Source organism: Neisseria sp. P0006.S009 (assembly GCF_051962915.1).
Lineage (GTDB): Bacteria > Pseudomonadota > Gammaproteobacteria > Burkholderiales > Neisseriaceae > Neisseria > Neisseria subflava_E.
Genome location: NZ_JBQCUV010000001.1, coordinates 183,719 through 208,499, shown reverse-complemented (window position 1 = coordinate 208,499; position 24,781 = coordinate 183,719). Strand labels below are relative to the sequence as shown.

The window sequence follows — 24,781 nt, the reverse complement described above, 5'->3', positions numbered from 1 at the left end:
TGAGGCCGTCTGAAGGGGTTGAAATCTATTTGTCTATTTTAACAGAGCAATACTTTATGGAACAGATTGTTTCTGTGTTTCTTTTTCATTTAACGGTTTGAAATCTTTAGCGTCCGGCGGCGGTTCGGCAAAGATGGCATCGGGATTGTGGTGCGCTGCAAATTCTGTCAGCAGGTTGCGGTAGTCCAACGATTGCTTCATCAGTTCGGCAGCGGCGGTACGCAGGTTGTCCACATCTTCCGGCGGCAGATAAAAACTAGTCGGAATGTTCAATACTTTTTCCCTCAGCTCGGAAGGAGGGAGGTCTTTGAGGTTGAGGCTGACGAAGGAGAAGCTGATGCCGTCGGTTTGTTTGTCTTTATTCCACTGATCGACGAAGGCACGGAAACGGCGCAGGGATTCTTGCGAGTTTTGGTCAATGGGGATATTGACGATGGAGGAGACGACGTCGCGGAAACCGGGAACGGCCGCGGTTTTGTCTAAATTGCTGCTGACTTGGTTTTGCGCATTGACGTTGATGACGACGATATGGCGGATGTTGTTTTGCAGGATTTTGTTTGTCAGGATTTTTTCCGGGTACATTTCCGTCATATCCAAAAGGCTGCGCATACCCAGATTGTCGGTCAGGCCGCCGTCTATCAGGTGGATGTAGGGTCGGTTTTTCCCGTCTGCGTATTTTTGGAAGCGCTCGTAAAATTCTTTTATGGTGCGGCTTTGTTGTCTGCCTGTTTCGCTGTCGTCTGCATCTTCGATTTTGATCGGCGGCGTGTAGCTGCAGCGTCCGCCGTTGTTGTTTAGGGTAATCGGTGCAAATACCATAGGCACGGAGCTTGAAGCTGCGACGGCGCGGGCAAGTCGCAAGTCGCCCAAGTCGATACACATCGGGTCGAAATATTCCTGCGTGAAATTGAAACGCTCGCCTATGCCCATATCGGTGGCGGAAATGATGGCAAACGGGCCCTTGGCATTTTTTTCCAAATCGCGGAAAGTGGTTTTGCCGAAAAGGTAGTTTTCAAACTGCTCCTGCAACAGATCGCCGCGTCCGTATTCAGGCGAGGCCAGTCGGGGCAGATTGGACATGGAGAATGCCTGTTTGACGACTTGGCGTTGGAAGTTTTGGTGTAGGAAACGTTTATAAAACAAGGGAATGGTTTCTTCGCCCTTGAGTGCAAAATAAGCCGCCAAAACCGAGCCGCCAGATACGCCGACAACGACATCGACGTTGGCCAGCAAGGATTTTCTTTTGCCGCCGATGGTTACCTGCTGCTGGTTGAGCTGTTCTAAAACGCCATAACCCAACGCCGCCGCACGTGTTCCTCCGCCTGAAAACATGACGACAATTAAGGTATCGTCATCGTCTTCCCGCTGGAGTTTGCTGGTTTCAAAGCGGTAGCCTTGCTTCAAATCGACTGCATCAATACCGGCAACGGGTTGGTATTTCACCAAGGAGCAGGCGGATAATAGGGCTGCAGAGAGCAGGGAAAGGGCGGATTTAAAAGGGAATTCGGCATAAACACAGGAAAGTCAGTTATTCATTCAAAACGGATTATAAAGGTTTTCAGACGGCCTTTATAGAAGGTGGACTTTCAGACGGCCTTTTGTGTCGATTTTCCGTTATAATCGACACAATCTTTATCTTTCCAAACCCTTATGGCGCAACCAAACCGCATCAACCACGAACCTATCTTTCTGCTTGCTTCCGCCCCGTGGCGCGAGAGCAGCTTGTGGGTGGAGGCTTTCAGCTGCCGTTATGGGCGGGTGGCTTTATTGGCCAGAAGCGCGCGCAAACGGCAGAGCGAATTGCGCGGCGTGTTGGTGCCGTTTGTGCCGGTGAGCGCGTCTTGGTATGGCTCGCAAGAATTGAAGACCCTGCATCGCGCCGAATGGATAGGAGGTTGGCCTCAGCCGCAGGGCAGAGCTTTGTTCAGCGGATTGTATGTGAACGAGCTGATGCTGAAGTTGACCGTCCGTGAAGACCCATTGCCCGAGCTTTACGATGTTTTGGCGGAAACCATGAAAACCATTTGTTGCGAGGCCAACCACATTGCCGCTTTGCGCCGTTTTGAATGGACGCTACTGACACGCTTGGGCTTTGCCCCCGATTTGTTCCATGACGGCAACGGCAATGAAATCAACGGCGAAGAAACTTATTGGCTCACACCGGAAGAGGCTGTGGTGCCTTTGGCCGAGGCCGACCGTTTCCATCCGCTCAATAAAGGCGTTGCCGTATCGGGTGCGACGTTAATCGATTTGAGGGAAGGCAGTTTCGTTCATCAGGAAAGCCTCGGGCAGGCTTTGAAAGTGACGCGGCTTTTGATTGACAACCTTCTGCCCGAGGGCATTAAGTCTCGGCAGGTTTTGCAGCAGTTACAGCAGTTTGGCTTGGGCAGTTGAATTTTTTTCAGACGGCCTTTGATATGAGAAGGTTCAGGCCGTCTGAAACCTTAAAGAAAGGACATTATTATGTTGTTAGGCGTAAACATCGACCATATTGCCACCGTCCGCAATGCGCGCGGTACGATTTATCCCAGCCCTGTCGAAGCAGCGCTGATTGCGGAAACCCACGGTGCAGATTTGATTACCATGCACTTGCGTGAAGACCGCCGCCATATTAAAGATGCGGACGTGTTCGCCGTTAAAAACGCCATCCGCACGCGCCTGAATTTGGAAATGGCGCTGACGGAAGAAATGCTGGAAAACGCGCTCAACGTCATGCCGGAAGATGTGTGCATCGTGCCTGAAAAACGTCAAGAAGTAACCACCGAAGGCGGTTTGGACGTATTGGCGCAACAGGATAAAGTAGCCGAGTTCACCAAAATCTTGACCGACGCAGGCATCCGCGTGTCCTTGTTTATCGATGCCGACAACGCGCAAATCCAAGCCGCTTATGATGTCGGCGCGCCCGTTATCGAGTTGCACACCGGTGCATATGCCGATGCGCACAGCCATGCCGAACAAATGAAACAATTCGAGCGCATTCAAAACGGCGCGCATTACGCCAGCGATTTGGGTTTGGTCGTTAACGCCGGACACGGCCTGACCATTCACAACGTTACGCCGATTGCTCAAATTCTGGCCATCCGTGAGTTGAACATTGGCCATTCGCTGATTTCCCAAGCACTCTTCCTCGGCTTGCCAGAAGCTGTCCGCCAAATGAAGGAAATCATGTTCAGAGCCAGAATGCTGCCTTAACGGCATCAGTCATACCGACTAAGGCAATTGGCTTTGGCCGGTATCCACACTTTCAGACGGCCTGACTATTTAAACAAGGAGCAGACCCATGATTTACGGAATTGGTACAGACATTGTTTCCCTCAAACGCATTATCCGCCTGAACAAAAAATTCGGACTGGCATTTGCGCAACGCATTCTCAGCCCAGAAGAGCTGTTGGAGTTTCCGCAGGCAGGCAAACCGGTCAACTATCTTGCCAAACGCTTTGCCGCCAAAGAGGCTTTTGCCAAAGCCGTCGGGACGGGCATACGCGGCGTGGTGTCTTTCCGCAATATCGGTGTCGGGCATGATGCACTGGGCAAACCTGAATTGTTTTTTGCACCGGCTTTGACTAAATGGCTGGAGGAACAGGGTATCCGAAGCTGCCATCTCAGTATGAGCGATGAAGAAGATACCGTCATGGCTTTTGTCATTGCGGAAAAATAAGGCCGGATTTAAGTATTCTGAAATAAAGCATCTTTTTCAGACGGCCTGAAGGGTTTGGTATTTATTGAAGGTCGGGCGTATAAGCCCGACATCGTTTTTTTACGCATAAATCGGCAGGTGTCGCCGCCTGCCGCATATAAGAATAAGCTCATGATGACTGAAGACACACGTCCATTGGTGCAAGTGGTTGCCGGAATTTTGCTCGACCAAAACGGCCGCTACCTGCTCAGTTCCCGCCCCGAAGGAAAACCGTATGCCGGCTATTGGGAATTTGCCGGAGGCAAGGTTGAGGCAGGCGAAAGCGATTTTCAAGCCTTGCAACGCGAGTTTGAAGAAGAACTCGGTATCCGTATCCTTGCCGCTACGCCGTGGCTGACCAAAGTCCATTCCTACGAACACGCACATGTACGCCTGCATTTTTTATGGGTGGAAGCCGACCAATGGGCGGGAGAAATCCAATCGAGGGAAGGGCAGAAATGGGCATGGCAAAAGGCAGGGGATTTTACTGTTACGCCGATGTTGCCTGCCAATAGCGCATTATTACGTTCCCTATCCATTCCGCGCCAGCTTCAAGGCCGTCTGAAAAGCGGCTTGAGCGGTCAAAACAGCATGGGCGAATATCATGTTGTGCCGTATCAGTCGGCTCAGCATCAAACCGCATCTGCCGTATTGTTGAATTTTGCCGATTGGCAACAAGGCAAACCGATAGAAGCGCCCAGCGTGTGGCCAATCATTGAAAATGCCGAACAATGGCAGCAGGTGCAAAATGCCGATGCTGTCGTTTGGAAAGTAGCGAATGAAGAGGTAGCCAAGCAAGTTGTCGATATTTTGGCGCAAGGCGTGGCTATGCCGTTGATTGCGGCTGCTCCGGAAAGTATGGTTTCCATTTATCGTGAACAGTGGCAGAGCATGGGTGTGCATGCTGTTTTGATCGATAATGACATTGAGGCCGTCTGAAATGAGAAAAAATCAAAAACTACTGATTGCCGCTGTTTTACTGATTGTGTTTGCAGCGGCCAAACTGCTGCTTTTGGATTGGTGGCAGCGGCAACAGACAAAAGCGAATGTAGTCGAATGTAGTCTGACACAAGGCTGCGTCCTGCCTGACGGTTCAAAAGTGCGTGCGACTTCCATCAATACACACGAGCCGTTTGATATTGTGGTGGAGAATGTGCCGAAGAATACGGGCGCGGTCAGTATCAGTTTCAGTATGAAAAACATGGACATGGGTTTCAACCGCTACAACCTGACGCAACAATCGCCGCAAAGTTGGCAGGCTGCGCAAATCCGCTTGCCGTTTTGCGTCGAAGGCCGCCATGATTACACTGCCGACATTACCATTGGCAAACAGACTTTTCAGACGGCATTTAGTGCAGAGTAGTCATCATGCAAAGGCCGTCTGAAAATTTAAAGGCAAAAATTTTAATTTTTTCAGATGGCATCTTTAAAAGTTCTTTATAAATGAATCAATTATAAATTATTTTTAGACAGATTGTTTACAATTATTCTGACTATCAGCCAAAAACACAAAACGGACAGAAGCTAGGCCACACAAGGGTTTGATGTGGTACAGCCTGTCCGTTTTTTACATTTGTTGCAAAAAAATCGTTTATTAATAACTGAATTTTTTATAATTTTTTTGAAAAAAGTGTTTGACAAGACCGGTTTTATTTTTTAAATTTGTTTCCATAAATAAAAACTACATCGCACTACAAAGGAACATCATCATGAATCTGTATCAAACCACTCTCTCTTGTTATAGATTTTCTCCCGTCTCTGCCGCTCCCGTCGCCGCCAGCTTATTGGCAGTCCCGACGGTCTGAAGGCTCTCAACCCGAATCCAGTTTCCGTATTCCTACAAACGCTTCGGGTTTTAAAACTTCTTTCCCCTGTTGCATTCATATACTGATTAATAATATTTAAAAAACAAACGCCTCCGCTTCAGCCTTATTATATTTATTGGTTTTGATAACTATTTGTTTTTATTAATTTTAAATTTTTAGATGGTTGATAATGGAAATTTTATAGGCCGTCTGAAAACAGTTTTTAGAACGATTGTTTCTTTTTAAACGGTTCGTTTCAAGTTGTGAAAAACTGAGCCGTCCGATTAATACTGAAAAAAGTCTATAAAGGAGAAATATGATGAGCCAACACTCTGCCGGAGCGCGTTTCCGTCAAGCCGTGAAAGAATCGAATCCTCTTGCCGTAGTCGGTTGCGTCAATGCTTACTTTGCACGATTGGCCACCCAAAGCGGTTTCAAGGCGATTTATCTGTCTGGCGGCGGCGTGGCAGCCTGCTCTTGCGGTATCCCTGATTTGGGTATTACCACAATGGAAGACGTGCTGATTGACGCACGACGCATTACGGACAACGTGGATACGCCTCTGCTGGTGGACATCGATGTGGGTTGGGGCGGTGCATTCAATATTGCCCGTACCATTCGCAACTTTGAACGCGCTGGTGTTGCAGCGGTTCACATCGAAGATCAGGTAGCGCAAAAACGCTGCGGCCACCGTCCGAACAAAGCCATCGTTTCTAAAGATGAAATGGTCGACCGTATCAAAGCTGCCGTAGATGCCCGCGTTGATGAGAACTTTGTGATTATGGCGCGTACCGATGCGCTGGCGGTAGAAGGTTTGGATGCCGCTATCGAACGCGCTCAGGCTTGTGTCGAAGCCGGTGCGGACATGATTTTCCCTGAAGCCATGACCGATTTGAAAATGTACCGCCAATTTGCAGATGCAGTGAAAGTACCTGTATTGGCCAACATTACCGAGTTTGGTTCCACTCCGCTTTATACCCAAAGCGAGCTGGCTGAAAACGGCGTGTCACTGGTGCTGTATCCACTGTCGTCATTCCGCGCAGCAAGCAAAGCCGCTCTGAATGTTTATGAAGCGATTATGCGCGATGGAACTCAGGCCGCAGTGGTTGACAGTATGCAAACCCGTGCCGAGCTGTACGAGCATCTGAACTATCATGCCTTCGAGCAAAAACTGGATAAATTGTTTCAAAAATAAGTAACCGCTTTCAGACGGCCTTTCAACAAATCCGCATCGGCCGTCTGAAAAATAAAACCCACAAAAATACAAAGGAGAAATACCATGACTGAAACTACTCAAACCCCGACTTTCAAACCTAAAAAATCCGTTGCGCTTTCTGGCGTTGCGGCCGGTAATACCGAATTGTGTACCGTTGGCCGTACCGGCAACGATTTGAGCTATCGCGGTTACGACATCTTGGATTTGGCACAAAAATGCGAGTTTGAAGAAGTTGCCCACCTGCTGATTCACGGTCATCTGCCCAACAAATTCGAGCTGGCCGCTTATAAAACCAAGCTCAAATCCATGCGCGGCCTGCCTATCCGTGTGATTAAAGTTTTGGAAAGCCTGCCTGCACATACCCATCCGATGGATGTGATGCGTACCGGCGTATCCATGCTGGGCTGCGTTCATCCTGAACGTGAAAGCCATCCGGAAAGTGAAGCGCGCGACATCGCCGACAAACTGATTGCCAGCCTCGGCAGCCTCCTGCTGTACTGGTATCAATATTCGCACAACGGCAAACGCATTGAAGTTGAAAGCGACGAAGAGACCATCGGCGGTCATTTCCTGCACCTGTTGCACGGCAAACGCCCAAGCGAATCACACATCAAAGCCATGCACGTTTCACTGATTCTGTATGCCGAACACGAGTTCAACGCTTCTACCTTCACTGCCCGCGTGATTGCCGGTACAGGCTCTGATATGTACTCCAGCATTACCGGTGCAATCGGCGCGTTGAAAGGTCCGAAACACGGCGGTGCGAACGAGGTGGCTTACGATATTCAAAAACGCTACCGCAATGCCGACGAAGCCGAAGCAGACATCCGCGAACGCATCGGCCGCAAAGAAATCGTGATCGGTTTCGGTCATCCGGTGTACACCATTTCCGACCCTCGCAACGTTGTCATTAAAGAAGTGGCACGCGGTTTGAGCAAAGAAACCGGCGATATGCGCCTCTTTGACATTGCCGAACGCTTGGAGAGCGTGATGTGGGAAGAGAAAAAAATGTTCCCGAATCTGGACTGGTTCTCCGCCGTTTCCTACCAAAAATTGGGCGTACCGACCGCTATGTTCACACCGCTGTTCGTAATTTCCCGTACAACCGGTTGGAGCGCACACGTTCTCGAGCAACGCAAAGACGGCAAAATCATCCGTCCGAGCGCAAACTACACAGGCCCTGAAGATTTGGCATTCGTGGAGATTGAAAACCGCTAATACGCGTAACAGCAGGGTGGGCCGCCAGCCCACCCCATCTCGAAATGCCGTTTGAAAACAATGAATAAATTAAGTTTTCGTTTTTCGACGGCCTAGTGCAGTATGCGAGAGAGAGAGCCGGCCGTTTGGAAAACATGCTGCTCTGCTGTCGTCATTCCCATACAGGCAGAAATTCAAAAGTTGAAATGTTCTGCTGTAAAGAGTGCTGAAAGATTTAAGTTTGGATTTCCGTCTATACGGGAATGATGGTAGCGGAGCAGCAATTTTTTTTCATACCGCGAATAGATTTCAGACAACAAGCAATAAAACAGAATTTATGGTTTCAGACGGCCTTAAGGTCCGAATCAACAGGCCGTCTGAAACCCCAAAACCAAAAAAAGAATAGATTTAGGAGAACCGACATGACTGCCAACCAACGCTACCGCAAAGCTTTGCCCGGTACGGATTTGGAATATTACGACGCGCGTCAGGCGTGTGAAGACATCAAACCAGGCTCTTACGACAAGCTGCCTTATACAAGCCGTATCTTGGCTGAGAACTTGGTCAACCGCGCAGACAAAGTCGACCTGCCTACACTGCAAAGCTGGCTGGGCCAACTGATTGAGGGAAAGCAGGAAATCGACTTCCCTTGGTATCCGGCGCGCGTGGTGTGTCACGATATTCTGGGTCAGACAGCGTTGGTGGATTTGGCGGGCCTGCGTGATGCAATTGCCGAAAAAGGCGGCGATCCTTCCAAAGTGAATCCGGTGGTGCAAACCCAGCTCATCGTCGACCACTCTTTGGCCGTTGAATGCGGCGGTTACGATCCTGATGCCTTCCGCAAAAACCGCGAAATCGAAGACAGACGTAACGAAGACCGTTTCCACTTCATCAACTGGACAAAAACCGCATTTGAAAATGTGGACGTGATTCCTGCGGGCAACGGCATTATGCACCAAATCAATTTGGAAAAAATGTCGCCGGTTGTCCAAGTCAAAAACGGCGTAGCATTCCCTGACACCTGCGTCGGTACTGACTCACATACGCCGCACGTCGATTCATTGGGCGTGATTTCCGTAGGTGTGGGTGGTTTGGAAGCCGAAACCGTAATGTTGGGCCGTGCCTCCATGATGCGTCTGCCTGATATTGTCGGCGTTGAGCTGACCGGCAAACGCCAGCCGGGCATTACTGCCACCGACATCGTGTTGGCACTGACCGAATTCTTGCGTAAAGAGCGCGTGGTTGGTGCATTTGTCGAATTCTTTGGCGAGGGCGCAAGAAGCCTGTCCATCGGCGACCGTGCCACCATTTCCAATATGACCCCTGAGTTCGGCGCGACTGCTGCGATGTTCGCTATTGATGAGCAAACCATTGATTATTTGAAACTGACCGGTCGCGACGATGCGCAAGTGAAATTGGTGGAAACCTACGCCAAAACCGCAGGCTTGTGGGCAGATGCCTTGAAAAACGCCGTTTATCCTCGCGTATTGAAATTTGATTTGAGCAGCGTAACGCGCAATATGGCAGGCCCAAGTAATCCGCATGCCCGTTTTGCGACCGCCGATTTGGCCAGCAAAGGCTTGGCTAAACCTTACGAAGAGCCTTCAGACGGCCAAATGCCTGACGGTGCAGTGATTATTGCCGCGATTACTTCATGTACCAATACTTCCAATCCGCGCAACGTTGTCGCCGCCGCGCTGTTGGCACGCAATGCCAACCGCCTCGGCTTGAAACGCAAACCTTGGGTGAAATCTTCGTTTGCCCCGGGTTCAAAAGTAGCCGAAATCTATTTGAAAGAAGCAGGCCTGCTGCCTGAAATGGAAAAACTCGGCTTCGGTATCGTTGCCTTCGCATGTACCACCTGTAACGGCATGAGCGGCGCGCTGGATCCGAAAATCCAGAAAGAAATCATCGACCGCGATTTGTACGCCACCGCTGTATTGTCAGGCAACCGCAACTTTGACGGCCGTATCCATCCGTATGCGAAACAGGCTTTCCTCGCTTCGCCTCCGTTGGTCGTTGCCTACGCGCTGGCAGGCAGCATCCGTTTCGATATTGAAAACGACGTACTAGGCGTTGCAGACGGCAAAGAAATCCGCCTGAAAGATATCTGGCCGACCGATGAAGAAATCGATGCCATCGTTGCCGAATATGTGAAACCGCAACAATTCCGCGACGTTTATATTCCGATGTTCGATACCGGCACAGCGCAAAAAGCACCAAGCCCGCTGTACGACTGGCGTCCAATGTCCACCTATATCCGCCGCCCACCTTACTGGGAAGGCGCACTGGCAGGGGAGCGCACATTGAGAGGCATGCGTCCGCTGGCGATTTTGCCCGACAACATCACCACCGACCACCTCTCGCCGTCCAATGCGATTTTGGCCAGCAGTGCCGCAGGCGAATATTTGGCGAAAATGGGTTTGCCTGAAGAAGACTTCAACTCTTATGCAACCCACCGCGGCGACCACTTGACCGCCCAACGCGCAACCTTCGCCAATCCGAAACTGTTTAACGAAATGGTGAGAAACGAAGACGGCAGCGTACGCCAAGGTTCGCTGGCACGCGTTGAACCAGAAGGTAAAACCATGCGCATGTGGGAAGCCATCGAAACCTATATGAACCGCAAACAGCCGCTCATCATCATTGCCGGTGCGGACTACGGTCAAGGCTCAAGCCGCGACTGGGCTGCAAAAGGCGTACGCCTCGCCGGCGTGGAAGCGATTGTTGCCGAAGGCTTCGAGCGTATCCACCGCACCAACTTGATCGGTATGGGCGTGTTGCCGCTGCAATTCAAACCGGGTACTAACCGCCACACCCTGAAACTGGACGGTACGGAAACCTACGACGTGGTCGGCGAACGCACACCGCGCTGCGACCTGACTCTCGTGATTCACCGTAAAAACGGCGAAACTGTCAAAGTTCCGGTTACCTGCCGCCTCGATACTGCAGAAGAAGTATTGGTATATGAAGCCGGTGGTGTGTTGCAACGTTTCGCACAAGACTTTTTAGAAGGAAATGCAGCGTAAGGTAAATCGGGCATGATCAAAATGTCCGGGCTACGCTCAAAAAGGTTTTCAGACGGCCTCGAATGTTTGAGAGGCCGTCTGAAAAAACCATACTAGAAATACAAAGGAGAACTCGAAATGCCGCAAATTAAAATTCCAGCCGTTTACTACCGCGGCGGTACATCTAAAGGCATTTTCTTCAAACGCACCGATCTGCCGGCAGCTGCGCAGGAAGCAGGCGAGGCACGCGACAAAATCTTGTTGCGCGTACTCGGCAGTCCCGACCCTTACGGCAAGCAGATAGACGGTTTGGGTAATGCCAGTTCGTCCACCAGCAAGGCGGTGATTTTGGACAAGTCCGAACGTGCCGACCACGACGTTGATTACCTTTTCGGGCAAGTTTCCATCGACAAACCTTTTGTTGATTGGAGCGGCAACTGCGGCAATCTGACCGCCGCCGTGGGCGCATTTGCTATCGAGCAAGGCTTGGTCGATAAATCCAAAATCCCTTCAGACGGCCTGTGTACCGTCAAAATCTGGCAGAAAAACATTGGCAAAACCATCATCGCCCATGTGCCGATGCAAAACGGTGCGGTTTTGGAAACAGGTGATTTTGAGTTGGACGGCGTAACGTTCCCGGCAGCCGAAGTACAAATCGAATTTCTTGATCCGGCCGACGGCGAAGGCAGTATGTTCCCAACCGGCAATTTGGTCGATGAAATTGATGTTCCGAATATAGGCCGTCTGAAAGCCACGCTTATCAATGCCGGTATTCCAACCATTTTCCTGAATGCCGCGGATTTGGGCTACACAGGCAAAGAGTTGCAAGACGACATCAACAACGATGCCGCGGCTCTGGAAAAATTTGAAACCATCCGCGCATATGGCGCGCTGAAAATGGGCTTGATTAACGACGTGTCCGAAGCCGCCGTCCGCGCCCATACTCCGAAAGTCGCTTTTGTCGCCCCTGCAGCCGATTACACCGCGTCAAGCGGCAAAACCGTCAAAGCTGCCGATATCGATTTGTTGGTACGCGCGCTGAGCATGGGCAAATTGCACCACGCCATGATGGGTACCGCTTCAGTTGCCATCGCTACCGCCGCCGCCGTGCCCGGTACGCTGGTCAACCTTGCAGCCGGAGGCGGAGCGCGTAAAGAAGTTCGTTTCGGCCATCCGTCAGGTACGCTGCGTGTCGGTGCCGCCGCCGAATGTCAGGACGGACAATGGACAGCCACCAAAGCGGTTATGAGCCGTAGCGCACGCGTGATTATGGAAGGACAAGTCCGAGTGCCGGAAGATTGCTTTTAAGTTTTCAGACGGCCGCAGCCTTAAACAAGGCCGTCTGAAAACCAAATAAGCAAATTTTAGTCAGGTAGCGATACCTGCAATGGAGATTAGGGTTGGGCATGAAGCCTGACTAAACACCAAACCAAAGGCAATCTGGAAAGCTCTCAAATGTTCGTGCTCTTTTCAGATGGCCTGAAGCCAAAAAAAACAATCAAAAATTCAAAGGAGAAACACCATGTCCAACCAACTCATTCTTGTGCTGAACTGCGGCAGCTCTTCGCTCAAAGGTGCCGTTATCGACCGTAAAAACGGTAAAGTTCTCTTAAGCTGTCTCGGAGAACGTTTGGGTACGCCCGAAGCAGTCATTACGTTCAGCAAAGACGGCAAAAAATGCCAAACAGCCTTGACCGGCCGTAACGATCATGCCGGTGCCGTAGGTATGCTGTTGAAAGAGCTTGAAAAACACGGCCTGCACGACCGCATTAAAGCCATCGGCCACCGCATTGCCCACGGCGGCGAAAAATACAGCGAATCTGTTTTGATCAACCAAGCAGTAATGGACGAACTCAATGCCTGCATTCCGCTCGCTCCGCTGCATAACCCTGCCAATATCAACGGCATTTTGGCTGCGCAAGAGCACTTCCCGGGCCTGCCCAATGTCGGCGTGATGGATACTTCGTTCCACCAAACCATGCCGGAGCGCGCCTACACTTACGCCGTTCCACGCGAATTGCGTAAAAAATACGCTTTCCGCCGCTACGGTTTCCACGGTACCAGCATGCGTTACGTTGCCCCTGAAGCCGCACGCATCTTGGGCAAACCGCTGGAAGACATCCGCATGATTATTGCCCACTTAGGCAACGGCGCATCCATTACCGCCATTAAAAACGGCAAATCCGTTGACACCAGTATGGGCTTCACGCCGATCGAAGGTTTGGTAATGGGTACACGTTGCGGCGACATCGACCCGGGCGTATATAGCTATCTGACTTCACATGCCGGTTTGGATGTTGCCCAAGTTGATGAAATGCTGAACAAAAAATCAGGTTTGCTCGGTATTTCCGAACTCTCCAACGACTGTCGTTCTTTGGAAATCGCGGCGGATGAAGGCCATGAAGGCGCACGTTTGGCTCTGGAAGTAATGACTTACCGCCTTGCCAAATATATTGCTTCTATGGCTGTGGCTTGTGGCGGCGTTGACGCGCTCGTGTTTACCGGCGGTATCGGCGAAAACTCGCGCAACATCCGTGCCAAAACCGTTTCTTATCTTGATTTCTTGGGTCTGCACATCGACACCAAAGCCAATATGGAAAAACGCTACGGCAATTCAGGCATTATCAGTCCGACCGGTTCTTCTCCGGCTGTTTTGGTTGTGCCAACCAATGAAGAGCTGATGATTGCCCACGATACGGCGCAATTGGCCGGCTTTTTGGAAGAAGTAGGCTAGGGCAGTGTAAACAAAAAAGTGCGGATTCATCATCCGCACTTTTTTAATTACATCTCAATCAAGCCACTTGGGTTTGATGTTCGTCGCCGTTGCGCTCACGAATAACGCCCAAACGATAAACGGTTTCGCCTTGTTCGCTCAAGAATGCCTGTACCGCATCGGCATCTTCTTTAGCAATGATAACGACCATGCCGATACCGCAGTTAAATGTACGGTACATCTCTTGGATTTCCACATTGCCTGCTTTTTGCAGCCATTGGAACAGTTTAGGCAATTCCCACGCTTTGGCATCGATTTGTGCGACGGTATTTTCAGGCAAAACGCGAGGTACGTTTTCGGTAATGCCGCCGCCGGTAATATGGGCCATGCCTTTAATGGTGAATTTTTCCAAAGCGGCAAGGATAGGTTTCACATACAGGCGGGTAGGGGCGATGATGGCTTCGCGCAAAGTTTTGCCGTGGTCGAATTCCGCGTCCAAATCGGGATTGTCGCGCTCGATGATTTTGCGTACCAAGGAATAGCCGTTGGAGTGTGCGCCGTTTGAAGCCAAACCTAAAACAACGTCCCCTGCCTGAATGCTGCGGCCGTTAATGACGCGTTCTTTTTCAACCACGCCGACGGCAAAACCGGCCAAGTCGTATTCGCCTTCGGGATACATGCCCGGCATTTCGGCTGTTTCACCACCAATCAAGGCGCAACCGGATTCTTCGCAGCCTTGGGCAATACCTTTAATCACATCAGTCGCGCGGGCAACATCCAGCTTACCGCAAGCGAAATAGTCCAAGAAGAACAAAGGTTCCGCACCTTGAACCAAAATGTCGTTGACGCTCATGGCAACCAAATCGATGCCGACAGTATCGTGTTTATCCCAGTCGAATGCCAGTTTCAGCTTGGTGCCGACGCCATCCGTACCGGAAACCAATACCGGATTTTTGTATTTTTTGCCGATTTCAACCAAAGCGCCGAAACCGCCCAAATCACCCAACACTTCAGGGCGCATAGTACGCTTGGCAAAAGGTTTGATGTTTTCGACCAGTTGATCGCCTGCGTCGATATCCACGCCTGCGTCACGATAGCTCAAAGAAGTGCTCATTGGATTTCCTTATTCGGGTATGGGTAGATTGTCGGAGCGTATTTTATCTTAAATTGGAGGATTCAGGCTGAATTTTTTGGCATTATTGTCAACAATTTTTATTTTATCTTAATAGCCGTCACGCTTTCAGACGGCCTTTGTGAATCTGTTATACTGCTTATTTATTTTGAAAACCTTAAGCATCAACTGGGGAACACCTTTTTATGTATCAAAAGAAAGCGCGCGGCGCAAAACCGTGGATTATTATGGCTTGCGTTATCGCAGCCTTTATTTGGCTTTTATATGCCTTGGGCGATGTTTTGACGCCGTTTATTGTAGCCGCCGTTTTGGCCTATGTTTTGAATCCCTTGGTCGAGTGGCTTCAATTGAAGCGTATCCGCCGCGCGCCGGCCTCTATGATTATTATGGCACTGGCTTTGCTGATATTGCTGTCGTTGGTGCTGATTATCGTACCTATGTTGTTGAACCAGTTTAACAATCTGGCCGAACGCCTGCCGCAAATCGTGGGCTTTGTTCAAAACAAACTGCTGCCGTGGCTCAACAGCGTCAGTGGGGATTATATTCAAATCGATCAAGAATCAATCATCGCATGGTTGCAGTCGCATACTGATGAGTTGAGCAATACGCTCAAAGAATGGATTCCGACCTTGATGCGTCAAAGCGGCAACGTGATCAGCGGCGTCAGCAATTTGGTGTTGTTGCCTTTGTTGCTGTATTACTTCTTGTTGGATTGGAAACGCTGGTCTTCCGGAATCAGCAAACTGGTTCCACGCCGTTTTATCGAGACCTACACGCGTATCAGCGGCAATATGGATGAAGTTTTGGGCGAGTTTCTGCGCGGCCAGCTGATGGTTATGATGATCATGGGCTTGGTCTATGGCTTGGGCTTGATGCTGGTCGGTTTGGATTCCGGCTTTGCCATCGGTATGATTGCCGGTATTTTGGTATTTATTCCGTATTTGGGTGCATTTACCGGCCTTTTGCTGGCAACAGTTGCCGCGCTTTTGCAATATGGCTCATGGCAGGGCTTGTTGATGGTCTGGGCTGTATTCGGTGTCGGACAATTCTTGGAAAGCTTTTTCATTACGCCTAAAATCGTCGGCGACCGCATCGGTTTGTCTCCGTTCTGGGTGATTTTCTCGTTGATGGCTTTCGGACAACTGATGGGTTTTGTCGGTATGCTTGCCGGTCTGCCGCTTGCCGCCGTAACATTGGTTTTATTGCGTGAAGGCGCATCTGCCTATTTCGGCAGCCATTTCTACAAACATAAATAAATCGATAATATTAAGGCCGTCTGAAATCCAAGTTTCAGACGGCCATTGATAACAAAGGAAGTTTATATGTTAGCCATTATCGGCGGCAGCGGTTTGACCAAACTGCCGGAACTCGAAATTACTGAACGAAAAATCGTACGCACTCCATACGGCTTAACCAGCAGCCCTATTTTGTTCGGCAGGTTGGGGCGTTTGGATATTGTTTTTCTTGCCCGACACGGCTTCAGTCATACCATCGCGCCACATGAAATCAACTACCGCGCCAATATTTGGGCGTTACATTCTTTAGGCGTTGAAAACATCATTGCCATTTCTTCAGTCGTCGGTATCAATCCCGATTTTGAAAACGGCAGCTTGGTGTTGCCGGACGATTTGATCGACTATACCTATGGCCGTAAAGATACTTTTTTTGAAGGCCAAGAATGCCCGGTTGTCCATACCGATTTTTTCAACCCTTATTGCAATGAATTGCGACAAAAGTTGTTAAATATCACGAAAGCGCACAATGTGCCGATTTACGACTCCGCCATTTATGGTTGCCTGCAAGGCCCGCGCCGTCCGACCCGCGCAGAAATCGCCCGTTATCGACGTGACGGCGTAGATGTACTCGGTATGACCGGTATGCCCGAAGCCGTTTTGGCCAGGGAGTTAAAAATGGCCTATGCCCACTTTTGCAGCGTCAGCAGCATTGATTGCTTTGATAGCGGAGTAGGGACTGAGGGCTGTGATGAACAGACTTCTATGGCGATGACGAAAATCCGACAATTATTGAATGGTTTGTAACTAATAATGCCGTCTGAAATGATGTTTTCAGACGGCATTGTTTTATTTAAGAAGCTGTTTCACGCGCCCAATGGGGCAGGGAGGCTTTTTGTTTGCGGAACGAGGCAAGTTGCATGCCCCGACATTTTTCAAAAATCAATTCGACCCCGCTTTGCAGCTGTAAAATCAAATTGGTATGCGTTTCCGTTTTAATAAAATCGATATTGCGTTGTACCAAGCGTTGAATGACGGCATATACATCAAGGCAGCCATTTGCAAAAAACCACGGATTCAACTTTACCCAACGGCCGCCGCTTAATGCAGCATCAGGCTGAAAATCAGCACGAATCTGAGTCAGCCGATTGTCGGAGAAATGCAGTTCGATATCGCCATAAAGCCAAATATTCCAGCCTTTTTGTACCAACAAGCCTTTAGGGACGCAATCAGGCGCAGGAAACATCTGCAAAATAGACTCTGCCGATTGTCCGATTTCCAGATAGTCAAACCGGCCGGTATACAAAAAATCATAAATATCAACGGCAATAGGAAAGTGGTAACGCATGGTAACAACCATAGAAAAGCAATTAACCAAGCTATCTTAAACTTAAAATATAATGAAATCAATTCTTATTACTGTTTATTTAATATAGGAAAGGCCGTCTGAAATTCCAGACGGCCTTGTAGCTTTGATTTAAACCGATATTGGTTTACTCAGCCTTTAAATCAGCCACACATTGCCTATCGCGTGCCTCAAAAGCTTCAGCGCCACCCAAGAGTTTGAGTTGCTCCTCAGGGCTGATTTTGCCGAAGTTTCGGATTTGCTCGTCAGAGAGTTTGCTTAAGGGCTGATCCCACATGCAGACACAATAGTCTTGAGCCAATTTCTCGTTTTGCGCATCCAAACCTTTTGCCTTTAAATCAGCTTGCCATTTTTCAGCAAAAGGAATGTTTTTCACACAAGATTCCACCACATTTTGTTTCATCTGCGGCTTGTTCATGGCGCATTGTGAGAGCAGGGCAGTCAGAGCCAGCAAAGACAAAATAACCCATGCCCAAATACGGATGGTACGGATTTTTGCCTTGGCTTTCTTTCTGGCCGCCAGTTGCTCTTCAGACGGTCTTTCCGTTTGTTGCTCAGTCATGCAGGCTTTCCATGCGGATCATAGTGATCGGAGCATCCACGCAGCTCAGTGCCTCAATCGCTGCGATAGCGCGTTTGACATTGTGTTCCACTGTGGTGTGGGTCAGAATCACAATTTCGGCAGTACTTTGATTAATCACGCCTTTTTGAATCAGAGCCTCGATAGAAACATTTTCTTTGGCCAAGAGTGCGGCAATTTGACCCAACGTGCCCGGTTCGTCAGTTGCTTGAACGCGCAGATAATAGCTGCTGGTGATTTCATCCATAGGCAGAATATTTTGCGCTTGAACTTGTGAAGGTTGGAATGCCAAGTGAGGAACACGATGGTCAGTTTCCGCTTCAATCAGGCGGGCAATATCAATGATATCGGCAACTACGGCAGAAGCAGTCGGCAATGCGCCTGCACCTGCACCATAATACAAGGTTTCACCGACCATATCGGCATTGACGCGGACAGCATTCATCACGCCGTTAACGTTAGCCAGCAGACGGCTTTCAGGAATCAGAGTAGGGTGTACACGCAACTCGATGCCTTTGTCGGTTTTACGGGTAATACCCAACAATTTGATACGGTAGCCAAGCTCTTCAGCGTATTTGATATCGCGGCTGTCGAGTTTGCTGATGCCCTCCAGATAGCAGGCAGAAAAGTTCATCGGCGTACCAAATGCCAATGCGCTCATGATGGTGATTTTATGGCCGGCATCATGACCTTCGATATCAAAAGTAGGGTCGGCTTCCGCATAGCCCAAAGCCTGAGCTTCTTTCAATACGTCTGCAAACGCGCTGCCTTTTTCACGCATTTCAGTAAGGATGAAGTTGCTGGTACCATTAATAATGCCGGCGATGCTGCGGATTTGGTTTGCAGCTAAGCCTTCACGCAAAGCCTTGATAATAGGGATACCGCCGGCAACAGCAGCTTCAAACTGTACCATGACATTTTTTTCTTCTGCCAAAGGAAAAATTTCATTGCCGTATTCAGCCAGCAATTTTTTATTGGCAGTAACAATGTGTTTGCCGTTTTCAATCGCTTTCAATACCGCATCTTTGGCAATACCGGTGCCACCAAACAATTCAACAACAACATCAACATCTTGATGTTGAAGCAGCTCAAACGGATCTTTGATAAAAGCAGCATTCGGGCAAATTTGTTTGGCTTTTTCTTCGCTCAAATCACAAACAGCAGAAATACGGACTTCACGTCCCAAGCGGCGGCTGATTTCCGCAGCGTTGTCCTGCAATACAGTGGCCGTACCGCCACCGACTGTACCCAAACCTAAAAGACCGATATTTACTGGCTTCATTGTGTCTCCTTTTGAGCCGATACTTTAAAATAATCACGAAAAACCAAGGCTTGTTATAATCGCTTGCAATCGTAAATTCAGAGCAAAGCATCAATGCACAAGGTTAAACGTTGAATCCTACCTGATATTGCTTGATTTTGCACCTTTTTTTGTAAGTTTCCCAAGGCCGTCTGAAAAATCGTTCTACCATAAAAACAGGAATTGCCATGAAAATCACAGAAAACCATATCGATGAAGCCACAACATTTTTTTCATCCTCACAAGGCATATTGCAAATCGGAGAACAAACATACTCAGAACCCATTTGCTGGCAAGATGGTAAAGTGAGCATCATTCCTCAAACAACCATCGAAGAATTAAATGAACAAATTTTTATATCAGCAATTGAAACAGCAGAAAACCGTCCTGAAGTCATTATCATAGGTACAGGAGCAAAACAACGATTCCTGCATCCCAAAATTGCTGCAGCCTTATCAGCCTACGGAGTCGGCTTCGAATGCATGAACACAGCCTCAGCTTATAGAACTTTAGTTTTACTGCAAGGCGAAGGCAGAAGCACATGGGCTTGGTTATGGCCATAATTTGTAGAAAAGACTATTGCATCATGCTAGTTCAGGTTCGCATAATTTATATTATGTTAAATTCATAATACTAGTATTTTAGCCTGCTAAGTCCTGTTTCTTCTAGTTGTACAATCACTTACATAATTCAAATATAAAAGGCCATCTGAAGAATTTCAGACGGCCTTCTCTTTATCAATATCCATGAAACCAATTCAGATCACAGTTTTATTCCAAAGCATGATTAAATTTCTTTGATAGAATTTTAGATAGCCCTATTCATTGACTACCACCACTTTCCCAAACCCATCCGCGCTTTGCAAAAAACGGTGGGCTTCGGGAACTTGTTCCAATGTAAACACGCGTTCAATTAAGATTTTCACATTAAATTGCCAGATATAGTCAAACATCGCATCCAGCTTGGCTTGCGACACATTGCCCGAATGAAAGGCGGTGAGATAGCTGTTGTTTTTGAGTTCGATAATCGGATCAAAACCGTTTACGTATCATATATTACCTAGCTGCCCTGTATTGCAGACGATGCCGTATTCGTTGATGCGGGTGAAAGAATCACACAAAGTTGCCGGCCCGACCAATTCCAGAATTTTGTCATAGCTTTGGTCGGTTTGTAGTTTGCCATCGGCTTCAGTAATCACTTCGTCAAATCCGACTGCTTGCAGATGGGTAGCTTTGGCAGGATTACGCGTTGAACCGTGTAATACGATATGCGGAAACCGTACTTTAAGAAGCTTTGCAAAGGCTATGCCCACACCGCTGCTGGCACCACGCACCAATACACGATCTTGCGGCGCGATACGAAGCTGCTGTAATGAGCCGAACGCGGTGTAGTAAGTTTCGGGAATTGCGGCAAGGGTTGTCCAATCCAAATCGGTATGTTTGGGGTAAATTTGCTCGTTTGGCAGCAACACATATTCGGCGTAGCTGCCGTCAAAGGCGCGCCCCATTTCTCCCATAATAGAAGACAACCTTTTGTCCAACCGCCAGTGCAGGTGTGGAACTTTGCACCACTTCGCCTACACATTCAATGCCCAAGATGCACGGAAATTGGACAGACGGCGATTTACCTTCACGCGTGAAAATCTCGGAATGGTTGATGCAGAAGCCTTTGATTTTTACGGCTTTCATAATACCTCCCTAAGAATTTGATGCTTTCAGGTAGCCTACTGCCAATTTTACTTTCCTAACAACCCATTTTTCTCTAAATAATTCCGAGCCACGTTTTCCGCGCTTTCGCCTTGCACTTTCACGCGGTAGTTCATCTCGCTCATTTCCTCTTCGCTAATTTTTCCCGCCAGTCGGTTAAGTGCGGTCACAATTTGAGGATTTTTTTCAGCAAATTCTACTTTCATCAGCGGTGCGCCCTGATAGGCGGGGAACAGGGAAATATCATCTTTCAGCAAGCGCAATCGATATTTTTTCAATTCTGCATCAGTGGAAAAGGCTTCCACTAGGTTGATTTTGTCATTCAACAATGCCGTATAGCGTAAGGCAGGTTCCAAGCTAACAATATGTTTTAGCGTGATACCGGCTGCCTGCATGCCTTTATAGCCATCCGCTCGGTCGATAAATTCCAGTGAGAAACCTGCTCGGATATCGGGCGCTACCTGCTTCAAGTCGCTGATTGTCTTCAGTTGGTGCGATGCACCGTAGCTTTCTTTGACCGCCAACGCGTAAGTGTTCTGATAAGACATCGGTGGTAGAAACTCTAGCTGATATTGTTCCGCCAATAATTGTTTGCCCCGTTGATAGGTTTCATCTGGCGACAGATGGCGGTTCTTCTGTTCAGTTGGTACTTGTACTAAGGCTTCCAGCACTGTGCCGGTGAATTCAGGATAAATATCGATTTCGCCACTATTCAGTGCGCTAAACAGGAAAGTAGTTTTGCCAAAATTAGGTTTGACTGTGACTTTCACGTTCGAATTCTCACGTTCAATCAATAATTTATACATGTTAATCAGAATATCCGGCTCACTCCCCATTTTGCCGGCAACCACCACGTTTTTTGTAGCAGGTGTAAATGAAATCTGCGACATACCGAGTGCGCCGAAGCCTACCGCCAATGCAAGAATAATCGGCAACTTGCGTTGCGATTTCTGCAACAGCCCGATAATGCCGCTTACACCGACAGCCAATAACGCGGAGAGCAATGCGCCGGTAAACGTCATTGTCATGTTGTTGCGGTCAATACCGAGCAGAATCAGGTTACCCAAACCGCCTGCGCCAATTAGCGCCGCCAGAGTTGCCGTGCCGACAATCAGCACCGCCGCCGTGCGAATGCCTGAAATCATGGCAGGCAAAGCCATCGGCAGCTCAATCCGCCACAATGATTGCCAGCGCGATAGTCCGAATGCGGTGTACGCATCTTGAATCGATTGGTCGATTTGAGTCAGCCCCAAATAGGTATTTTGAAAAATAGGCAACAGCGCGTATAGCGTGAGCGCAATCAAGACAGGCGGCGAACCGATACCGACAAACGGAATCAGCAAACCCAGCAGCGCCAAAGACGGAATGGTTTGCAATATATTGGTGAACTGCAATACCGCCTCCGCTGCCCGCTGTCTGCGCGCAAACAACACGGCCGCAGGAACTGCAATCGCCACTGCAGCGAGCAAAGCCAGGCCGGAAAGCCATAAATGCGTAAGCAGCATTTGCCAGAGTTCTGCCGGGGTAACGTTTAGGGATGAGAACATAGTTTTAAATTTTATGTTTAGTACGTTGAATAATAGATGTTTATGTTTGCTTTACAGCAAGGTATTAGCGCCTTGAAAGAGGTTTCAGACGACCTTCACCATCATAACACTGCCCTTCTCACAGCTTCCTGTCCCTGTTTATCCAACCGTAAGAATTGGTGGATGATGCGTTCGGCATCGGGTGCATCGGCGGTGGAAAACAGCGATTGCACATAATCATTTGCCGGCTGCTTTTTGATTTCTTCAGGTGTGTCAATTTGTACCAGTTTGCCATTATGCATTACACCGATACGGCAAGCGAGTTTGGCGGCTTCCTGCATATCATGGGTAACGAAAACGATAGTGGTGCCAAATTTTTGGTGAATCATAGCAATTTGGTCTTGCAGCACGGTGCGTACCAGCGGGTCAAGTGCTGAAAACGGTTCGTCCATCAGCAGAACTTGGGGCTTGGCTGCAATGGCTCGCAAAATACCGATGCGCTGCTGTTCACCGCCGGAAAGTTCGTGCGGATAGCGGTCGCGGTAGTGCGCAGGGTCAAGTTCCACCAGCTCCAATAATTCATTCACACGCGTTTTGCGTTCAGCTTTCGGCCAGCCCAGTACGTCAGGCATGAGTTCGATATTTTCCGCGACGGTCATGGTGGGGAAAAGCGCGATTTGCTGCAATACGTAACCAATTTGGTGGCGGAGCTGGCGGATGTCGTAGTCTTTAATCCGTTTCCCGTGCAGATAAACGTTGCCATCGGTCGGTTCAATTAGCGCGTTAATCATGCGTAAAGTGGTGGATTTGCCGCTGCCCGAGCCACCTACCAACACGAAAAATTCACCCTGATAAATGGTCAAATCCAAATCGCGCACAGCATATTTGCCGTCATAATGCTTGCCTGTGCCACGAAACTCGATAAATGGGACAAGATTATTTTGCATATTTTGCCTTTACTACGTCTTCAAAACTAAGCGGTGCTCGTTCCAACAACTGCGACAGGTCGTCTGAAACGGTAGCAAGCTCGCCTTTAGCAATGGCAGTGTAGGTAGAAACCCAGGCTTCAATCTGCCAATCGGGCGTGTCAGGATACTCAGCTTTGCGGCTGGCGAAGGCTTCTTCCACAGTTTCATTGTGGTAGCAGTGCGGTTTGCCGGTGATTTCGGTTAAGACGGCGGCTATTTCAGCGAAGTTTAATGATTGGGAACCGGTCAGCGTGTAGATCTGATTATCATGGTGGTGGTTTCCGCATGCGATGTTGGCGATGATGTTTGCCGCTGCTTGGGCAACATCGCGCTGTGAAACGCAGGCAACGCGCCCGTTGTCAGCTGGGCCTGCGATGATGCCGTCTGCGTTAGCAATTGTTGCCATCATCTCACTGTAAAAATTGTCGCGCAGAAAGGTGTAGCGCATATTTGTTTGCCGGATTGCATTTTCGGTAACCGCATGAGTGCGCGCCAGCGTGAAGGTACTGTCCAACGCCGCTTGAGCAAAAGAGAGATAGACAATATGTTTCACGTCTGCTTCCGAAGCAGCCTGCACCAAAGTCAAATGCTCCTGTTCGCGCATCGGACTTTCGGCGGCAGACACCATAAACAGCACGTCCACCCCATTTAAAGCCTGCTTAGCAAGCTCCAAATCGCCATAGGCAAACCGCCGCGCCTCGCAGTTCGGCAGATCGGGTACTTTGGCGGGGTTGCGCAGTGGCAGAATAAGCGGTAGGTCGCGTGTACTGAGGTGTTGGGCGACCATGCCGCCGATGTTGCCGCTGGAACCAGTGATGGCTAGATTCATGTTGTTTTCCTTATAGAGATAGCTTTGCCGTTTACAGGGTTTCTGTAAAACCATGTGCATGCTGCTTTTTGGGTTTCAGGTAGACTGAATAGATTTAAGGGATGGTTTATTAATGGTTATTTTATTGTAGCAGTTTTCCTGCATACGATAAGCCACGAAAGACTCACTTGATTATTAAGCTGATATTAATAATTAGGTTAGGATATGTGGTCTTTCCGTTTTCAAGTCCCTTATGGCTTAAAACGGACCTCTTTTACTAGTTTTTAGAATTTAGGTGGCATTTACATTACCAAGTATTTGTACTGCATTTCTCTATTCTCAAAGAATTTAAAGAGCTTAGGGTATGTCCCCACGGCCCTATTCCGCTACTAAATAATTAAGTGATAGAGTTATAGCATAATTGAACTGACAAATTTCTTAAAACCTATTGATTTTATACTAAAAATTGTAGTACTATGAGCACACTCTCTAGAGTATCATTAATTCTCATTTGACATATAGGAACAAAACAGCGGAATTTGTAGAAG

At 48.7% G+C, this 24,781-nt stretch carries 24 protein-coding genes; 13 read left to right on the top strand and 11 right to left on the bottom strand.

Features of this window, described 5'->3' with window-relative positions; translation table 11 throughout:
• Positions 1-54: 54 nt before the first annotated feature.
• Positions 55-1,446, bottom strand: a complete 1,392-nt coding sequence (locus ACTHTK_RS00985) for a patatin-like phospholipase family protein (protein WP_440378225.1) — start codon at positions 1,444-1,446, stop codon at positions 55-57.
• Positions 1,447-1,650: 204 nt separating this feature from the next.
• Here ACTHTK_RS00985 and recO point away from each other — a divergent pair, with 204 nt between their 5' ends.
• From recO to ACTHTK_RS00935, 10 genes are all read left to right on the top strand, one after another.
• On the top strand, positions 1,651-2,394 hold the full coding sequence (recO, locus tag ACTHTK_RS00980; protein WP_070588490.1) for a DNA repair protein RecO: 744 nt from the start codon (positions 1,651-1,653) through the stop codon (positions 2,392-2,394).
• 69 nt (positions 2,395-2,463) lie between these two features.
• Positions 2,464-3,192, top strand: coding sequence for a pyridoxine 5'-phosphate synthase (gene pdxJ / locus ACTHTK_RS00975; RefSeq protein ID WP_107723296.1), 729 nt, complete (start codon positions 2,464-2,466; stop codon positions 3,190-3,192).
• 88 nt (positions 3,193-3,280) lie between these two features.
• Entirely contained in the window at positions 3,281-3,658 is a 378-nt protein-coding gene (gene acpS, locus ACTHTK_RS00970; protein ID WP_003686416.1) for a holo-ACP synthase, read from the top strand.
• A 153-nt stretch (positions 3,659-3,811) separates the two neighbouring features.
• Positions 3,812-4,615, top strand: a complete 804-nt coding sequence (locus ACTHTK_RS00965; RefSeq protein WP_234394592.1) for an NUDIX domain-containing protein — start codon at positions 3,812-3,814, stop codon at positions 4,613-4,615.
• 1 nt (position 4,616) lies between these two features.
• Positions 4,617-5,039, top strand: a complete 423-nt coding sequence (locus ACTHTK_RS00960) for a hypothetical protein (RefSeq protein WP_107723294.1) — start codon at positions 4,617-4,619, stop codon at positions 5,037-5,039.
• 761 nt (positions 5,040-5,800) lie between these two features.
• Positions 5,801-6,676: a methylisocitrate lyase gene (gene prpB / locus ACTHTK_RS00955; RefSeq protein WP_039862334.1), complete on the top strand. Its 876-nt coding sequence runs from the start codon at positions 5,801-5,803 to the stop codon at positions 6,674-6,676.
• Positions 6,677-6,760: 84 nt separating this feature from the next.
• Positions 6,761-7,915 carry a bifunctional 2-methylcitrate synthase/citrate synthase gene (gene prpC, locus ACTHTK_RS00950; protein WP_063075771.1) on the top strand — a complete coding sequence of 385 codons (1,155 nt, stop codon included), beginning with the start codon at positions 6,761-6,763 and terminating at the stop codon, positions 7,913-7,915.
• Positions 7,916-8,316: 401 nt separating this feature from the next.
• A complete protein-coding gene (gene acnD / locus ACTHTK_RS00945; RefSeq protein ID WP_049335194.1) occupies positions 8,317-10,923 on the top strand; it encodes a Fe/S-dependent 2-methylisocitrate dehydratase AcnD in 2,607 nt (868 codons plus the stop codon).
• A 117-nt stretch (positions 10,924-11,040) separates the two neighbouring features.
• Positions 11,041-12,210: a 2-methylaconitate cis-trans isomerase PrpF gene (gene prpF, locus ACTHTK_RS00940; protein WP_314058908.1), complete on the top strand. Its 1,170-nt coding sequence runs from the start codon at positions 11,041-11,043 to the stop codon at positions 12,208-12,210.
• A gap of 214 nt (positions 12,211-12,424) precedes the next feature.
• Positions 12,425-13,636 (top strand): acetate kinase, encoded by a 1,212-nt coding sequence (locus ACTHTK_RS00935; RefSeq protein WP_440378224.1) that lies wholly within the window; start codon positions 12,425-12,427, stop codon positions 13,634-13,636.
• Between the two features lie 58 nt (positions 13,637-13,694).
• On the opposite strand, the gene purM is transcribed toward ACTHTK_RS00935, so the two are convergent.
• Positions 13,695-14,729, bottom strand: a complete 1,035-nt coding sequence (gene purM, locus ACTHTK_RS00930) for a phosphoribosylformylglycinamidine cyclo-ligase (protein ID WP_314058909.1) — start codon at positions 14,727-14,729, stop codon at positions 13,695-13,697.
• A gap of 203 nt (positions 14,730-14,932) precedes the next feature.
• Between purM and ACTHTK_RS00925 the strand changes: the two genes are divergently transcribed.
• Both ACTHTK_RS00925 and ACTHTK_RS00920 read left to right on the top strand, forming a co-directional pair.
• Positions 14,933-16,003 (top strand): AI-2E family transporter, encoded by a 1,071-nt coding sequence (locus tag ACTHTK_RS00925; protein WP_070625529.1) that lies wholly within the window; start codon positions 14,933-14,935, stop codon positions 16,001-16,003.
• A 66-nt stretch (positions 16,004-16,069) separates the two neighbouring features.
• Positions 16,070-16,786 carry an S-methyl-5'-thioinosine phosphorylase gene (locus ACTHTK_RS00920; protein ID WP_107723291.1) on the top strand — a complete coding sequence of 239 codons (717 nt, stop codon included), beginning with the start codon at positions 16,070-16,072 and terminating at the stop codon, positions 16,784-16,786.
• A 46-nt stretch (positions 16,787-16,832) separates the two neighbouring features.
• Here the strand turns inward: ACTHTK_RS00920 and ACTHTK_RS00915 are convergent, their stop codons facing one another.
• The 3 genes from ACTHTK_RS00915 to ACTHTK_RS00905 form a co-directional block, all read right to left on the bottom strand.
• Positions 16,833-17,327: a hypothetical protein gene (locus ACTHTK_RS00915; protein ID WP_049328665.1), complete on the bottom strand. Its 495-nt coding sequence runs from the start codon at positions 17,325-17,327 to the stop codon at positions 16,833-16,835.
• 145 nt (positions 17,328-17,472) lie between these two features.
• Complete coding sequence (locus ACTHTK_RS00910; RefSeq protein WP_107723289.1) at positions 17,473-17,907, bottom strand: hypothetical protein; 435 nt, start codon at positions 17,905-17,907, stop codon at positions 17,473-17,475.
• Positions 17,900-19,207: a homoserine dehydrogenase gene (locus ACTHTK_RS00905; protein WP_107723288.1), complete on the bottom strand. Its 1,308-nt coding sequence runs from the start codon at positions 19,205-19,207 to the stop codon at positions 17,900-17,902. Before ACTHTK_RS00905 ends, ACTHTK_RS00910 begins: the two co-directional genes overlap by 8 nt.
• Positions 19,208-19,413: 206 nt before the next feature.
• Between ACTHTK_RS00905 and ACTHTK_RS00900 the strand changes: the two genes are divergently transcribed.
• Positions 19,414-19,788, top strand: a complete 375-nt coding sequence (locus ACTHTK_RS00900) for an Mth938-like domain-containing protein (protein ID WP_440378223.1) — start codon at positions 19,414-19,416, stop codon at positions 19,786-19,788.
• Between the two features lie 254 nt (positions 19,789-20,042).
• Here ACTHTK_RS00900 and ACTHTK_RS00895 read toward each other — a convergent pair whose 3' ends face one another.
• From ACTHTK_RS00895 to ACTHTK_RS00870, 6 genes are all read right to left on the bottom strand, one after another.
• The gene (locus tag ACTHTK_RS00895) at positions 20,043-20,177 is read right to left on the bottom strand and encodes a zinc-binding dehydrogenase (RefSeq protein WP_234394578.1); all 135 of its coding nucleotides are present in this window, start codon (positions 20,175-20,177) and stop codon (positions 20,043-20,045) included.
• A gap of 96 nt (positions 20,178-20,273) precedes the next feature.
• Positions 20,274-20,741 (bottom strand): hypothetical protein, encoded by a 468-nt coding sequence (locus ACTHTK_RS00890; RefSeq protein ID WP_199903846.1) that lies wholly within the window; start codon positions 20,739-20,741, stop codon positions 20,274-20,276.
• On the bottom strand, positions 20,716-20,913 hold the full coding sequence (locus tag ACTHTK_RS00885; RefSeq protein ID WP_079453972.1) for an alcohol dehydrogenase catalytic domain-containing protein: 198 nt from the start codon (positions 20,911-20,913) through the stop codon (positions 20,716-20,718). The genes ACTHTK_RS00890 and ACTHTK_RS00885 overlap by 26 nt, the downstream gene beginning before the upstream one ends.
• A gap of 47 nt (positions 20,914-20,960) precedes the next feature.
• Complete coding sequence (locus tag ACTHTK_RS00880; protein ID WP_107723286.1) at positions 20,961-22,478, bottom strand: ABC transporter permease/substrate-binding protein; 1,518 nt, start codon at positions 22,476-22,478, stop codon at positions 20,961-20,963.
• A gap of 101 nt (positions 22,479-22,579) precedes the next feature.
• Positions 22,580-23,404: an ABC transporter ATP-binding protein gene (locus ACTHTK_RS00875; protein WP_107723285.1), complete on the bottom strand. Its 825-nt coding sequence runs from the start codon at positions 23,402-23,404 to the stop codon at positions 22,580-22,582.
• Positions 23,394-24,254: an SDR family oxidoreductase gene (locus ACTHTK_RS00870; protein WP_440378222.1), complete on the bottom strand. Its 861-nt coding sequence runs from the start codon at positions 24,252-24,254 to the stop codon at positions 23,394-23,396. The genes ACTHTK_RS00875 and ACTHTK_RS00870 overlap by 11 nt, the downstream gene beginning before the upstream one ends.
• Between the last annotated feature and the right edge of the window lie 527 nt (positions 24,255-24,781).

Excerpts from the sequence above, each read along its gene's own strand:
- recO (WP_070588490.1), top strand. The coding sequence starts at position 1,651 with ATGGCGCAACCAAACCGCATCAACCACGAACCTATCTTTCTGCTTGCT.
- pdxJ (WP_107723296.1), top strand. The coding sequence starts at position 2,464 with ATGTTGTTAGGCGTAAACATCGACCATATTGCCACCGTCCGCAATGCG.
- acpS (WP_003686416.1), top strand. The coding sequence starts at position 3,281 with ATGATTTACGGAATTGGTACAGACATTGTTTCCCTCAAACGCATTATC.
- ACTHTK_RS00965 (WP_234394592.1), top strand. The coding sequence starts at position 3,812 with ATGACTGAAGACACACGTCCATTGGTGCAAGTGGTTGCCGGAATTTTG.
- ACTHTK_RS00960 (WP_107723294.1), top strand. The coding sequence starts at position 4,617 with ATGAGAAAAAATCAAAAACTACTGATTGCCGCTGTTTTACTGATTGTG.
- prpB (WP_039862334.1), top strand. The coding sequence starts at position 5,801 with ATGAGCCAACACTCTGCCGGAGCGCGTTTCCGTCAAGCCGTGAAAGAA.
- prpC (WP_063075771.1), top strand. The coding sequence starts at position 6,761 with ATGACTGAAACTACTCAAACCCCGACTTTCAAACCTAAAAAATCCGTT.
- acnD (WP_049335194.1), top strand. The coding sequence starts at position 8,317 with ATGACTGCCAACCAACGCTACCGCAAAGCTTTGCCCGGTACGGATTTG.
- prpF (WP_314058908.1), top strand. The coding sequence starts at position 11,041 with ATGCCGCAAATTAAAATTCCAGCCGTTTACTACCGCGGCGGTACATCT.
- ACTHTK_RS00935 (WP_440378224.1), top strand. The coding sequence starts at position 12,425 with ATGTCCAACCAACTCATTCTTGTGCTGAACTGCGGCAGCTCTTCGCTC.
- purM (WP_314058909.1), bottom strand. The coding sequence starts at position 14,729 with ATGAGCACTTCTTTGAGCTATCGTGACGCAGGCGTGGATATCGACGCA.
- ACTHTK_RS00925 (WP_070625529.1), top strand. The coding sequence starts at position 14,933 with ATGTATCAAAAGAAAGCGCGCGGCGCAAAACCGTGGATTATTATGGCT.
- ACTHTK_RS00920 (WP_107723291.1), top strand. The coding sequence starts at position 16,070 with ATGTTAGCCATTATCGGCGGCAGCGGTTTGACCAAACTGCCGGAACTC.
- ACTHTK_RS00915 (WP_049328665.1), bottom strand. The coding sequence starts at position 17,327 with ATGCGTTACCACTTTCCTATTGCCGTTGATATTTATGATTTTTTGTAT.
- ACTHTK_RS00910 (WP_107723289.1), bottom strand. The coding sequence starts at position 17,907 with ATGACTGAGCAACAAACGGAAAGACCGTCTGAAGAGCAACTGGCGGCC.
- ACTHTK_RS00905 (WP_107723288.1), bottom strand. The coding sequence starts at position 19,207 with ATGAAGCCAGTAAATATCGGTCTTTTAGGTTTGGGTACAGTCGGTGGC.
- ACTHTK_RS00900 (WP_440378223.1), top strand. The coding sequence starts at position 19,414 with ATGAAAATCACAGAAAACCATATCGATGAAGCCACAACATTTTTTTCA.
- ACTHTK_RS00895 (WP_234394578.1), bottom strand. The coding sequence starts at position 20,177 with ATGTTTGACTATATCTGGCAATTTAATGTGAAAATCTTAATTGAACGC.
- ACTHTK_RS00890 (WP_199903846.1), bottom strand. The coding sequence starts at position 20,741 with ATGGGAGAAATGGGGCGCGCCTTTGACGGCAGCTACGCCGAATATGTG.
- ACTHTK_RS00885 (WP_079453972.1), bottom strand. The coding sequence starts at position 20,913 with ATGAAAGCCGTAAAAATCAAAGGCTTCTGCATCAACCATTCCGAGATT.
- ACTHTK_RS00880 (WP_107723286.1), bottom strand. The coding sequence starts at position 22,478 with ATGTTCTCATCCCTAAACGTTACCCCGGCAGAACTCTGGCAAATGCTG.
- ACTHTK_RS00875 (WP_107723285.1), bottom strand. The coding sequence starts at position 23,404 with ATGCAAAATAATCTTGTCCCATTTATCGAGTTTCGTGGCACAGGCAAG.
- ACTHTK_RS00870 (WP_440378222.1), bottom strand. The coding sequence starts at position 24,254 with ATGAATCTAGCCATCACTGGTTCCAGCGGCAACATCGGCGGCATGGTC.